Here is a 13,188-nt window from a genome sequence, read left to right on the forward strand (position 1 = left end):
CCATGACACGCCCCATTTCACAGACTACAGGCGGGCTGTTATCGTATTTCACACGGCACAAGACTGCGGCCAATTTATTGCTGGTGGTGTTGCTCGTGTGCGGTGTCGCTGCTGCGCCCAATATGCGGGCGCAATTTTTTCCGGACGTTGTGATCGACACGGTGTCGGTTGTCACAGCATGGGACGGTGCAGGTGCCGAAGACGTCGACAGTGCCATTGTGCAGGTGCTTGAACCGGTCTTGCTGACTGTAGAAGGGGTAGAAGGGTCGGTCGCGGCATCGCGCGAGGGACGCGCGACCATTACGCTTGATTTTGAACCCGATTGGGATATGGCCCGGGCCGCGGCGGATGTCCAAACAGCCGTGGACGCTGTGACCACGTTACCAGAAGATGCCGAAGATCCGGTCGTGCGGCGTGGTGTTTGGCGTGACCGCGTAACGGACGTGGTCCTTACGGGGCCGATCAGCGCCGAACAATTGGGGCGCTTCGCGGACGAACTGGTCACGCGGTTGTTTGCCGCTGGCGTTACGCGCAGCACGATCCAGGGCATCGCGGCACCGGAAACTTTGATCGAGGTGCCTTCAACCAAGCTGATCAGCTATGACATCACCATGGCCGAAATCGCCGCAGTCATCGCAGCCGAGGTCGACGCCAGCCCTGCTGGCGATGTGACAGGGGCCAACGCAAGGGTCCGGACCGGCACAGCCAAGAGAAGCGCCGCAGCGCTGGCAGGGGTCGTGTTGCGCACCAACTCTGACGGGTCGTCATTGACCGTGGGCGATGTGGCTCGTGTCATCGAAAAGAGTACCGACCGAGAAGTCGGATTCTTTGTTGGCGACAATCCTGCGATTTCCGTGCGAATCGACCGGTCCGACGGCGGCGATGCGATCGGGATTCAGCACAGCGTTGAACGCGTTGTCGCTGACATGGTTGTGATGCTGCCCAAAGGGGTGCGTATCGACCTTATCCGCACGCGCGCCGAGGCGATCACAGGCCGGCTGGATCTGTTGATAGATAACGGGTTAATGGGGTTGGCGCTGGTCGTCGGGCTGCTGTTTCTGTTCCTGAACGCGCGAACCGCCTTTTGGGTGGCGGCGGGCATTCCGGTTTCGATGGCCGCTGCGATTGCGTTGATGTACGCAGGGGGCATAACGATCAACATGATCTCGCTTTTTGGTCTGATCATCACATTGGGCATCGTCGTAGATGATGCGATCGTTGTCGGTGAACATGCCGATTATCGCCACAAGGAACTCGGCGAGCCGCCTATGCTTGCAGCGGAAAACGCGGCCCGACGCATGGCGATGCCGGTATTTGCAGCAACCTTGACCACGATCATCGCCTTTTTCGGGTTGTTGGCCGTAGGTGGACGGTTCGGCAGCTTGATCGGCGATATCCCCTTGACGGTGATCGCCGTATTGGCCGCGTCTTTGGTAGAATGTTTTCTTGTGCTGCCCAACCACATGGCGCACGCGATGGCAGTCGGGGCAAAACAACGCTGGTATGATTGGCCAAGCCGCATTGTTAATCGAGGTTTCCTGTGGGCCCGGGAAAAGCTGTTCCGGCCTTTCATGGCGGGGGTCATATGGGCGCGCTACGTTGTTCTGGCCGGGCTCGTCGCTGTGCTTGCGTCCCAAATTGCCTTGTTCATTCAGGGCGACGTGCAGTGGCGGTTTTTCAACGCCCCCGAACGCGGGTCGGTCACCGGCAATTTCGCCATGGTCGAAGGCGCCACCCGCGCAGATACGCTGGCGATGATGCGCGAGATGCAGCGCGCCACCGAAGCGTTGGGGGCTGAATATGCCGAACGCTATGGTAGAAACCCGATTGATTATGTGATCGCCCAGGTCGGAGCGAACGCAGGCTACGGACTTGAGGGCGCGGACAGCAAGGACGAAGATTTGCTGGGAGGTATTTCGATCGAATTGATCGATGCCGATTTGCGCCCCTATTCCAGCTTTGCCTTTGTGGGCGAATTGCAAGATGCCGTCGTGAACCATCCGTTGGCTGAAACCGTCAGCTTTCGGGGATGGCGGTCGGGCCCTGGGGGCGATGCTCTGGACGTGCAGTTCTATGGCGCAGATACGACTGCGCTCAAGGCGGCATCGCAAGATCTGCAAAACGCTCTGCGGCAGTATCCCGAAGTAAGCGCGGTACAGGACAATCTGGCCTACGACAAGGAAGAGCTTATCCTGGATCTGACACCACAGGGGCAAGCCTTGGGGTTTACCATCGATACTCTGGGCCGTGTGTTACGCAGCCGGCTTGGCGGGATCGAAGCGGCGACGTACCCCGATGGGCCGCGTTCTGCCACGATCCGGGTCGAGCTGCCACAAGGCGAGCTGACTGCGGATTTTCTGGACAGGACCCAAATGCGCACGCCCGCCGGCCAATACGTGCCCCTGGCAGACATCGTGAGCGTTGAGCGGCGAACAGGCTTTAGCACGGTGCGGCGCGAAAATGGTATCCGGCTGATCTCAGTAACCGGCGATATTTCAGAGGACGACCCTGCGCGCGCGGCAGAGATCACCAAGGCGATGCAGGAAGAAATCCTGCCGCGGATTGCGTCCGAGCGCCAGGTGGAATTCCGTATCGGGGGGCTAAGCGAGCAAGAGGACACATTCCTGTCGGATGCGCTGACGGGGCTGACGTTGGTGCTCACCGGTATCTATCTGGTGCTGGCATGGGTCTTTAGCAGTTGGGTCAGACCGATGGTGGTCATGGCGGTGATACCATTCGGGCTGGTCGGTACCATTTATGGCCATGCGATATGGGACGTGCCGCTCAGTATGTTCACGGTTGTAGGGCTGCTGGGAATGACCGGGATTATCATAAACGATTCCATCGTGTTGGTCGGTACTATAGACGAATATGGCGCAACGCGCGGGTTGTTCCCGTCGATCATAGACGGCGCGTCCGACCGGCTGCGTCCGGTCATGCTGACCACGATGACCACAGTGCTGGGCATGGCACCCCTGCTGTATGAGCAAAGCCAGCAGGCCCAGTTCCTGAAGCCCACTGTCATTACGCTTGTCTACGGTTTGGGTTTCGGGATGTTTCTTGTGCTGCTTGTCGTGCCCGCGCTGATCGCGGCGCAGCACGATATCCAGCGGCAAATCCGCGCTATGCGACGCGGTGTCCGGTCGCGGGCACGGGGGCTAAAGCTTGGCTTGATCGCGCTTTGGGGGCTGATGTTGGCGTGGGCCGCAGTCACGTTGGGATGGGTCGCGCTGAACGGGTCGTTGTATGCGGGGCTGGTTGCGGCAACACCCCAACTGGCTCGGATGACCCCGTTGAACGCTGCGCTGCTGGTATTTATTGCGGGTGCCGCCGTCATCGCCTTGGGGGGCTATCTGGCCGGGATCATCGCCTACAGCCTCTCGCGACGCAAGAAACCGAGCTGATCAATCTGACGTGCAACCACGGATGTCGACGGCCTGGTTGCTGCCCAAAACAGTGATCCGAATTTGCGAACGGTCCAGGGCCACTGTTTCGTCTTTGACATGGGCGATATCCGCCCGGGCCCGCAGAACCCCGCCGTCACGACTGGTATCGGTTTCGCTTACCCAAAGATCGGATTGCCCCGGCTCGATAACAACGAACTCCTGCCCGCCGGTATCGGGCAGGGTGATGGCCGCGACCAGTTCGAAACTGCCGTCCCTTAGGCCGAGATTGCAGGTGGCCTTGTCCACCTGGGCCTCTTGGGCCGAATAAGGGCGTTGTGCAAGTGCAGCGGCGATTTCCGGATCCGGCCGGGTGGTGTCAGTGTCGATAACGGCGTTTAAATCAAGCGAGGCCGGCACACAGATGTCGCTGCACACGCCCAAGCTGACAGAAGCGGCCACGGTCACCGGAACGTCCTTTTCGACGACGTCAATCCGCAGTGGTAAAATCACCTGGTTTTTGTAGCCGATGGTCGTCAGGTTCTTTTCGCGAAATACAGTCGGCGCAGGCCACTCGATGGCGACATCGGCAAGGTTCTCGGATTTGGTCCAGTTAAAGTCCGGGGGGATCCCCAGATCGCCGGGTGCGCGCCAATATGTTTTCCACCCCGGCTCGAGCGTCAGTCGGATCGCGGCGACGCGGTTGCCATCAGGTAACACCCAGCCAGGGAGTATTTCACCCTGGATGACTTCGAATGCGGCGGCGGAAACGGGCGCGACGAGCAAACCGGCGAGCAAACTGAGTATTTTTTTGTTCATGAGCCTTTCATGCGTTAATCGCGGGAACCTGCCAAATCACGATTGCATTACGAAACATTGCAGTGGTGGGGCTTGAAAGCGGTGTGGTGCCGCGCCATGCTTACGATAAGGTACAATAAGGGACTGATGATGAAGCTGGATCTGACAGGGCAACTGCTTGTGGCGATGCCTGGCATGGGCGACTTGCGGTTTGATCATTCGGTGATTTTCATCTGCACCCATAACGCCGACGGCGCGATGGGCTTGATCGTCAACAAACCCGCGCTTAATCTGAAGTTGGGTGACGTGCTGGACCGTGTCAGTGATGTGAACCTCGACGATACATCGGGCCTGGGCGTCCATCTGGGAGGCCCGGTAGAGACCGAGCGCGGATTTGTTCTACACAGTGCGGAATACAGATCTGTGATGCAGACACTTGATATCGCGGAAGGGTTTGCCATGACGGCCACCCTAGATATTCTTGAAGATATCGCCCGTGGCAAGGGGCCCGAACGGGCACTGCTGGCGTTGGGCTATGCCGGATGGGGTGCAAGGCAGTTGGAAGCCGAGATCGCTCAAAACGGGTGGTTAACATGTGACGCCAGCGCCAAGATCGTATTCGACCTTGATGACGCATCAAAATGGGCCGCCGCCCTAAAGTCGCTGGGAATAGACCCGCTGGTTCTAAGTGCGACACCCGGAAGGGCGTAGTTACCGAGGTGCCGCAGCGCGACGTAACCGGTCGTTGATCGCACGGCCCAGTCCGTGGTCGGGTATGGGCGCCACGGCGATGGGTTTGCGCAAGGCATCCAGTTCATGAAGCCGGTCAAAAAGGCAGGCGGCGGCTTCGGTCAGGTTGCCGGTGGTTGATAGGCTGATGTCGCCCGCTATGTCTGCGAAGCCTAGCATAACTTCGTCCGGTTCGGCCTTGGTGGCGTTCAACCGAACAGAAGCATGTGGTGCGTAATGGGATGCGAGTTGCCCCGGGGCGATGATGTCGGCCCCGTTGGCGCTGTCCAGGGCGCTGCCAAGCCTTGCTTCGATGTCCTCAACCGAAACTCCACCAGCCCGCAGCAAAAGCGGGTGGCGGGCCGTCAGGCCGATGATGGTACTTTCCAACCCCACGGCACATGGGCCGTCATCAACGATTGCATCAATCCGACCGTCAAGCCCGTTGCGTACATGGGCTGCGGTTGTGGCGCTGATCTTGCCGGATGGATTGGCCGATGGTGCCGCGACGGGGCCACCAAATCTCTCCAAGATCGCGCGTGCAGTAGGATGCGCCGGTACCCGTATTGCAACGCTGTCCAACCCCGCAGTCACCAGGGACGATAAGCCGTGATGTGAAGTGAGGGGTAAAACCAGTGTCAGAGGGCCGGGCCAGAATCCGTCTGCAAGGTTCTGCGCTAGGTCAGACCAACGCGCGTAACGTCTGGCCTGTGCGACGTCGGCCACATGGATGATCAGGGGGTTGAAACTCGGTCTTCCCTTGGCTTCATAGATCCGGGCGACCGCGGCGCTGTTGCGCGCGTCGGCCCCCAGGCCATATACGGTTTCAGTAGGCAAGGCGACCAACCCGCCTTGCTGCAAAAGCAGCGCGGCACGGGCGTTGCCTGCCGGGTCTGGACACAAAATTTCGGTCATCGGATTCTCTGTCGCGCCTATGACGCCGCGTTTTGGGTTGCGGTGCGGAACCTTGAGGGACATTCTCGCCCGTAACAGCCCACGCCTTTGGGTGGGCTTATCAGGTCGCCGTTCGGTTTGCCAAGCAGCCGAACGCGCAAACGGAGGAAAACTATGCCATATCGTGCCCCTGTCGGTGATTTTGCCTTTTTGTTTGATCATGTCGTCGGACTGAATGCCGTGCGTGAAACCCAGCGGTTCGAAGATGCAACCAGTGATGTCACGCAAGCGATTCTCGAAGAAGCCGGCAAATTGTGTAACGACGTGTTGGCACCTTTGCAGCGTGCGGGCGATCAGCATCCCGCCAAACTTGAAAACGGCGTGGTGCGGACATCGCCGGGCTTTGCGCAAGGCTATGCCGCCGTTGCCGAAGGCGGATGGATCGGGATCAGCGCCGACCCGGAATTTGGCGGCATGGGTCTGCCGATGACCCTGACCACTGCGGTCAACGAAATGATGAGCGGTGCCTGCCTGTCGCTGCAACTGGCCCCGCTGATGAGCCAGGGCCAGATCGAAGCGCTGGAGCATCACGCCAGCGCTGCCATCAAGGAACTGTACCTGCCCAAATTGATCAGCGGCGAATGGACCGGGACGATGAACCTTACCGAACCGCAGGCCGGATCGGACGTGGGGGCGCTTTCGACCAAGGCGAAACCCAACGGCGATGGCACCTATGCGATATCCGGACAGAAGATTTACATTACCTGGGGCGACAATGATTTTGCAGACAATATTTGCCACCTGGTGTTGGCGCGGCTGCCGGATGCACCTGCCGGAACCAAAGGGATAAGCCTCTTCCTGGTCCCGAAGTATCTGCCCAAGGATGACGGTACGCTGGGCGCAAGCAACAGCCTGAAGGTCGTCAGCCTGGAGCACAAGCTGGGCATTCATGGCTCACCCACCTGCGTCATGCAATACGACGATGCAACGGGTTGGCTGGTCGGGGCCGAACAGGGTGGCATGGCGGCGATGTTCACCATGATGAACAACGCGCGGCTTGGTGTCGGCGGGCAGGGCATCGGCGTTGCCGAAGCTGCTTATCAACACGCGCTATCCTATGCGATGGAACGCAAGCAGGGGAAAACGGCGCGGCCCGATGGCACCGGTACAATCGTGGATCATGCTGACGTGCGACGCATGTTGATGACGATGAAAGCCGAAACATTTGCCGCGCGGGCAATCGGGTTAAGCTGCGCGATGGCCATCGACATGGCAAGCGCTACGGGTCAAGCAGAATGGAAGGCACGCGCGGCATTTCTTACACCGATCGCCAAGGCGTTCGGTACCGATACGGGAATGGCTGTCGCCGAAATGGGGGTGCAGGTGCATGGCGGCATGGGTTTCATTGAAGAAACCGGTGCTGCTCAGTTCAGCCGCGATGTACGGGTAACGGCGATTTATGAGGGGACCAACGGCATTCAGGCCATGGACCTTGTGGCACGCAAGATGATGGACGGCGGCGAGGCCGCGAACCGGTTGCTGGACGAGATCGAAGCAAACGCCGAAGCCGCCCGTGAGGTATTCCCGAATATGGCGGATGCGGTTTGGCAGGCCTCTGAAACGCTGCGCGAGGCGACGGATTGGCTGACCGAGCAGACCAACATGGACACGCGGTTTGCCGGTGCCGTGCCTTACCTGCGCGCCTTCGCCAGAGTTCTGGGTGCACATCTCCATCTCAAGGCGGCGTTGGCGGACAAGGGTGGCGCACGGGAAAAGCTGGCCCGGTTCTATATCCTGCGGCTGTTGCCTGAGCACGTTGGTTTGTTGTCGCATGCGCAAGCCGGCGAAGCCGATCTGTTCGCCCTTTCCCCAGATGAATTGGCCGCATGATGGCTGATACAGCACTTACAGGGCTTCGCTATCCATGGGAAACACCCCCTGCCGCCGGCGAAGCGATCGAAGTGGCCCCAGGGGTGTTGTGGTTTCGGTTGCCGCTGCCGATGAAGCTCGACCACGTCAATGTGTATGCTTTTGACGAAGGGGATAGCTGGACCGTTATCGACACAGGTTTCTCGTCAAAGAAAACCAAGGCAATCTGGACTGACCTGATCGCAGGCCCGTTGCGGGGAAAACCTGTGTCACGCGTGATCGTGACCCATCACCACCCGGACCATATCGGGCTGGCGGGATGGTTCCAGACCGCACACGGGGCCGAGCTGGTCACCACCCGTACCGCCTGGCTGACCGCGCGCATGCTTATCCTTGATCCGCAAGAGGTGCCCCCCGCTGAAACCCTGGCGTTCTACCGGCTGTCCGGCATGGATTCCGATCTGTATCGGAAACGCGCGTCAGAGCGGCCATTCAACTTTGCCGATATCGTTGATCCGCTGCCCCTGGGATTCACACGGGTCAAGCAAGATGACAGAATTACCATCGGCGGCCGGGAGTTCGAGGTCCACATCGGAAACGGTCATGCCCCCGAGCACGCCACCTTCTGGAGCATGGACGACAATCTGGTGATTGCCGGTGATCAGATTTTGTCGTCAATCAGCCCGAATGTTGGGGTGTATGCGACCGAACCCATGGCCGATCCAATAGGGGAATGGATCGAAGCCTGCGAACGGCTGGCGCTGCTGGGCCGCGATGATCATCTGGTTCTGGGCGGGCATAAACTTCCCTTCACAGGGCTTCCGCCACGCATGCGCCAGTTGATCGACAATCATCACAGTGCCTTGAAACGGCTGCTTGTGGCCATCCACACGCCTAAATCTGCTTCGGAATGTTTTTCCACCTTGTTCAAGCGCAACATTGGAGAAGGCGAATATGGGCTGGCACTGGTTGAAGCGGTGGCCCACCTGAGCCATCTATATCAGACCGGCCTCGCCACGAGAAGTTTACGCGAAACAGACGGGGCTTGGGTGTATCAAGCAAAGGCGTAGGGAGATGGATAACGAGATCAAAACCGCCGCAGAAGCCTATGAGGCGGACATGTTGCCGCGTTTGCACGAAGTTCACGCCGACCCTGATAAGCGAAAGGCGTCGGAGCAAAAAGTGCCCAGAGGCATGACCGACAAGCCCGCGGTGCAAAAGTCGCCAGCGCAATGGGCATACGAACGGGTCGTGCTATACCTGAAAAACTTTGAAGAACAGCTTGATAGCGATCACGAGGTAGCCATGGGATTCGCGGGAAACGACGCCGGTGTCCTGCGGATCGAGGGCATGGGATATTTCGACCCCGACATGGTGACGTTCTATGGTGCCGACAGCGATGATACGCGAATGCAGCTGATTCAGCACGTGAGCCAGTTGAACGTTGTGCTGCGTGCGCTTCCCAAGGCCGCGGATTCAGCACCTGCAAAACGGATCGGTTTTCGTCTTGTGGAGGAACTGGAGGCAGAAGGGCTGGCGGCGCGGGATAAAAACACCTGAGATTTGGGTCTCATGAGAACGTGACACGGCCCTGTGAATGCAGTATCCACCTGATCAAATCACACGGATGCCAAAATAAAGGATTACGCATATGGCCAAGCATGAACACGGTTCGATGGATATCACGACCCAGGAAAAGACATTTGACCGCTTTATGAACTATGTCAAATGGACCACCATCGCAATCATTGCCATACTTGTTTTCATGGCGATCTTCGCGCGGTGATATCGGCAAAGTTCAGGTTATAGGAAGTAACGATTATGCGAATGTGGTTGGCGCTTGCCGTTGTTGGCGCGCTCGCAGCTTGTGCAAATGACACAGGCATCGACAACACGCCAGCCGAAGTCGCTGCCGCAGCTTATGTCGCCCCCGGACCCAAATCCATATCGCTGATCACAGTCGTGAACAACCGTTCGGGCAGCGGCGGGCATTCTGCGCTTGTGATTAACGGGTCGCAGCAGGTTATCTTTGACCCTGCCGGATCGTTTCGTGACCCTCGCGTTATCGAAAGAGGTGACGTCTTGTACGGTATGTCGCCCAAGTGGATCTCTGCCTATAAATCGGCCCATGCACGCAGCACGTATCATATCGTCACACAGCAAATTCCGGTGACCGAGGCGCAAGCCGAACAGGCCCTTAATCTGGCGATGGCCAACGGCGCGGTTTCGGGCGCGTTCTGCTCGAACGCAACATCATCATTGCTGTCCAAGGTGTCGGGATTTGAACAGATCAAGACAACGTTCTTCCCGGTAGCTCTGCAACAGCAGTTTGCGACGTTGCCGGGCGTGACGACGACCAAGTATTACGAAGACGATGAAGGTGGCATTACGGACGGGGTTCAGGCAGCGATGTTAACCCAATAACCATAGTAACGTATAAAGCGTGATTGCCCCGCTGATGATGGCGAGCAGCACGTTTTTCGTCATAACACCGATCGCCAGTGCCGCTGCCGCTGCTGAAATGCGCGGCAGATCCGGCTGTCCGTTGGTAGCCGCCGGCCAGATGACCTGAGGGGCAACCAGTGCGGGAAGAATCGCCACAGCCGTATAGCGCAGGTGCCGCAGCAGCCATTCAGGCATTTCGCGGTCGCCTACCAGCCCGGTAAACACGAAGCGCAGCCCGAAACTGCCTATGCCAAGCCCGAGGATCACGATCCAAAGCGTTGTTCTGTCTATATTTTCGATCATGCCGTACCCTCGCTTTGTTTCGCGGCCCGCCTGTCCAGCCACAGTTCGGCACGGGCTCCGGCCAACATCCCCGCCAGCCCCGCAATGATAAGACCCATCGAATAGGGGACCCCTGCCGTCAATAGCCCCGCTCCTGTTGCGACAACAGCGGCGATCACGTGCGCGGGCGTACGGAACATTGGTGCAATCATCGCCAGAAACGTAATAGGCAGCGCGAAATCAAGTGCCCAGCTTTGTGGAATTTGCGCCCCAAGCAGTGCCCCTATCAGTGTGAACAGATACCACATCGGAACCACCGGGGTCACGCAACCGAAGAAATACGCCATGCGCTGCGGGATCGTCATCTGGGGTTCTTTTTCGTACTGCGCCATTGCGCAGACATAGGATTGATCAACGGTCATGTACGCGGCCAGTGCCCGCTGCCACAAAGGGGCCGCGCCGATATAGGGTGTCAACGACGCCGAATACATCGCCATGCGCAGATTTACCGCCAATGCCGACGCAAGGACGATAGCTGTGGGGGCGTGTTCTTGCATGAGTTGCAACGCGGTGAACTGGGCCGCCCCAGCAATGACCACCACGGAAAAGGCCAGGGTTTCAAAGACGCTTAACCCCGCTTCGGTCGCAAGAATGCCGAAAAGTGATGAAAACGGGATGATCACTAGAACAAACGGCGCTGCGTCTTTAAGACCTTTGCGAAAGGCAGATTTGGTGGTGGTGATGGCCATGCGTTGCCCCTAGATTGCTGGCACATGCTTAACTGCGGCCCGGGGAGGATGCAATTGTCCGTCAAAACTGATACCGATGCGTATTTGATCGCACCACAGCCGGGGTTGGCGCGGCTGACCCGATCTGTGGTAGGGCGCGATCATACCGGGGCTGACACCACCATCAGTGTTGTAGAGGAACGCCCGCTGACGATTTTTCTGAACTCTCAGGAAATCGTTACGGCCATGACCATTGGCGATTATCCGGAATATCTTGCGTTGGGTTTTTTGCGAAATCAGGGCATGTTGCGTGATGGCGAAGACATCACAAGCGTCGACTATGACGAAGACCTTGAGGTTGTCGTAGTCCGCACGGCGCGCAAGACCAACTACGAAGAGAAGATGCGCAAGAAAACCCGGACGTCGGGTTGCGCTGTCGGTACCGTCTTTGGTGACATGATGGAAGGGTTGGAGAACGTGACTCTGCCCCAGACACCGGTGCGTACATCGTGGCTGTACAGCCTCAGCGCGCAGATCAACCGGACGCCCAGCCTGTACCTCGAAGCCGGAGCGATCCACGGCACGGTCCTGTGTCAAGGCAGCAGGCCGCTGGTCTATATGGAGGACGTCGGACGTCACAATGCGGTCGACAAGATTGCGGGGTGGATGTTGTCTGAATCCGCGAATGCCGACGACAAAATCTTGTACACCACGGGGCGACTGACATCCGAGATGGTGATCAAAACCGCGATGATGGGTATTCCGGTGCTGGCTTCACGGTCGGGGTTTACCGCATGGGGCGTCGAAATTGCCCAACAGGTCGGGTTGACGTTGATTGGCCGGATGAAAGGCAAGCGGTTTATCTGCCTTGCCGGAGAAGACCGTTTGATCCGCGATGCCGACCCCGACAGTGTGCGGGATGAGCCCAAGCGTTCCGGGCGAAAGGGAAGCGAATGAAGCAACCTTTCGGAGTGATACTCGCCGGTGGGCAGGCCACGCGGATGGGCGGGGGTGACAAGGGGCTGCTAAAGCTTGGAGAGCAAAGCATTTTGACGCATGTCATCGAGCGGCTGTCACCGCAAGTGGCCGGGATGGCGCTGAACGCGAATGGCGATGCGGATCGTTTCGCAGGTCTCGGGCTGCCGGTGCTTCCCGACAGTATCGAGGGGTTTGCAGGTCCGCTTGCCGGGGTGCTGGCCGGGCTGGATTGGGCTGCTGCCCAGGGTGGGGAAACGATCGTCACGGCGGCCGCCGACACCCCGTTTTTTCCCGGTGATCTGGTGCCGAGGCTCTTGCTTGCCGGCGAAGGCATGAAAAATCCGCTGGTATTGGCTGCCACGCCAGATGCCGCGCGCGGCAGGGCGCGCCACCCCACATTCGGGTTGTGGCCTGTCGCGTTGCGAGACGACTTGCGAAGTGCCCTGGAGGGTGGTTTGCGTAAAGTGGTGATGTGGACAGAACAGCACGCGGGGCGCGAGGCGCTTTTCCCGCATGCAGATGCATTTTTTAATATCAATACCCCCGACGACCTGACCCGGGCAGAGGATATGTTATGAGGCTTTACGGTATTGTCGGTTGGAAAAACGCCGGGAAAACCGGCTTGATGGAGCGGTTGGTGACTGAAATTACCGGGCGCGGTTTTTCTGTATCCACGGTCAAGCATGCCCATCACAGCTTTGATGTAGACCACCCGGGAAAGGACAGCCATCGCCACCGTGTCGCCGGTGCCCGAGAGGTGCTGCTGGCGTCGCGGAACCGTTTCGCGCTCATGCATGAGCTGCACGGCGAAGATGAACCGACTCTCGAAATGTTGCTGGCAAAGCTTTCGCCGGTCGATCTGGTGCTGATCGAAGGATACAAACGCGACACCCATGCCAAAGTCGAAGCGCACCGTGCAGTGACCGGCAATCCATTGATCGCCCCCGACGATGCGTCGATCAGGGCCGTAGCCAGTGATACGCCTTTGACGTTGGACAAGCCGGTATTCGACCTTAACAATACCAAAGAGATCGCTGATTTCATTCTGGCCGAGGTCGGGTTGTGACGGCATTTGAAACCAT

General features: G+C 58.6%; 14 protein-coding genes. 10 read left to right on the top strand and 4 right to left on the bottom strand.

Annotated elements, in window-relative coordinates; translation table 11 throughout:
• The first annotated feature begins 2 nt into the window (after positions 1 to 2).
• On the top strand, positions 3 to 3,404 hold the full coding sequence (locus tag AC13DE_RS12270; protein WP_483047980.1) for an efflux RND transporter permease subunit: 3,402 nt from the start codon (positions 3 to 5) through the stop codon (positions 3,402 to 3,404).
• Here AC13DE_RS12270 and AC13DE_RS12275 read toward each other — a convergent pair whose 3' ends face one another.
• Positions 3,405 to 4,202 (bottom strand): protein-disulfide reductase DsbD domain-containing protein, encoded by a 798-nt coding sequence (locus AC13DE_RS12275; RefSeq protein WP_483047981.1) that lies wholly within the window; start codon positions 4,200 to 4,202, stop codon positions 3,405 to 3,407.
• 129 nt (positions 4,203 to 4,331) lie between these two features.
• Here AC13DE_RS12275 and AC13DE_RS12280 point away from each other — a divergent pair, with 129 nt between their 5' ends.
• Positions 4,332 to 4,892 (top strand): YqgE/AlgH family protein, encoded by a 561-nt coding sequence (locus tag AC13DE_RS12280; protein ID WP_446296960.1) that lies wholly within the window; start codon positions 4,332 to 4,334, stop codon positions 4,890 to 4,892.
• Here AC13DE_RS12280 and AC13DE_RS12285 read toward each other — a convergent pair whose 3' ends face one another.
• A complete protein-coding gene (locus AC13DE_RS12285; protein ID WP_483047982.1) occupies positions 4,893 to 5,825 on the bottom strand; it encodes an L-threonylcarbamoyladenylate synthase in 933 nt (310 codons plus the stop codon). It lies immediately after the preceding gene.
• 153 nt (positions 5,826 to 5,978) lie between these two features.
• On the opposite strand from AC13DE_RS12285, the gene AC13DE_RS12290 reads away from it, so the two are divergent.
• The 5 genes from AC13DE_RS12290 (at position 5,979) to AC13DE_RS12310 (ending at position 10,097) form a co-directional block, all read left to right on the top strand.
• Positions 5,979 to 7,694, top strand: a complete 1,716-nt coding sequence (locus AC13DE_RS12290; protein WP_483047983.1) for an acyl-CoA dehydrogenase family protein — start codon at positions 5,979 to 5,981, stop codon at positions 7,692 to 7,694.
• Positions 7,694 to 8,743: an MBL fold metallo-hydrolase gene (locus tag AC13DE_RS12295; RefSeq protein ID WP_483048095.1), complete on the top strand. Its 1,050-nt coding sequence runs from the start codon at positions 7,694 to 7,696 to the stop codon at positions 8,741 to 8,743. The genes AC13DE_RS12290 and AC13DE_RS12295 overlap by 1 nt, the downstream gene beginning before the upstream one ends.
• A 4-nt stretch (positions 8,744 to 8,747) precedes the next feature.
• A complete protein-coding gene (locus AC13DE_RS12300) occupies positions 8,748 to 9,233 on the top strand; it encodes a DUF6173 family protein (RefSeq protein WP_446296957.1) in 486 nt (161 codons plus the stop codon).
• A gap of 91 nt (positions 9,234 to 9,324) precedes the next feature.
• On the top strand, positions 9,325 to 9,459 hold the full coding sequence (locus AC13DE_RS12305) for an aa3-type cytochrome c oxidase subunit IV (protein ID WP_446296956.1): 135 nt from the start codon (positions 9,325 to 9,327) through the stop codon (positions 9,457 to 9,459).
• Positions 9,460 to 9,494: 35 nt separating this feature from the next.
• Positions 9,495 to 10,097: a hypothetical protein gene (locus tag AC13DE_RS12310; RefSeq protein ID WP_446296955.1), complete on the top strand. Its 603-nt coding sequence runs from the start codon at positions 9,495 to 9,497 to the stop codon at positions 10,095 to 10,097.
• Here AC13DE_RS12310 and AC13DE_RS12315 read toward each other — a convergent pair.
• Entirely contained in the window at positions 10,086 to 10,421 is a 336-nt protein-coding gene (locus AC13DE_RS12315) for an AzlD domain-containing protein (RefSeq protein ID WP_289082920.1), read from the bottom strand. The genes AC13DE_RS12310 and AC13DE_RS12315 overlap by 12 nt on opposite strands.
• A complete protein-coding gene (locus AC13DE_RS12320; protein WP_289082921.1) occupies positions 10,418 to 11,149 on the bottom strand; it encodes an AzlC family ABC transporter permease in 732 nt (243 codons plus the stop codon). Before AC13DE_RS12320 ends, AC13DE_RS12315 begins: the two co-directional genes overlap by 4 nt.
• 48 nt (positions 11,150 to 11,197) lie before the next feature.
• Here AC13DE_RS12320 and AC13DE_RS12325 point away from each other — a divergent pair, with 48 nt between their 5' ends.
• From AC13DE_RS12325 to mobB, 3 genes are read left to right on the top strand one after another with little or no spacing between them, the layout of a single operon-like run.
• A complete protein-coding gene (locus AC13DE_RS12325; RefSeq protein ID WP_483047984.1) occupies positions 11,198 to 12,085 on the top strand; it encodes a formate dehydrogenase accessory sulfurtransferase FdhD in 888 nt (295 codons plus the stop codon).
• Entirely contained in the window at positions 12,082 to 12,684 is a 603-nt protein-coding gene (gene mobA / locus AC13DE_RS12330; protein ID WP_483047985.1) for a molybdenum cofactor guanylyltransferase MobA, read from the top strand. Before AC13DE_RS12325 ends, mobA begins: the two co-directional genes overlap by 4 nt.
• Positions 12,681 to 13,172: a molybdopterin-guanine dinucleotide biosynthesis protein B gene (mobB, locus tag AC13DE_RS12335; protein WP_483047986.1), complete on the top strand. Its 492-nt coding sequence runs from the start codon at positions 12,681 to 12,683 to the stop codon at positions 13,170 to 13,172. The genes mobA and mobB overlap by 4 nt, the downstream gene beginning before the upstream one ends.
• The last annotated feature ends 16 nt before the right edge of the window (positions 13,173 to 13,188 follow it).

It is taken from the genome of Sulfitobacter sp. L-8 (assembly GCF_056859255.1).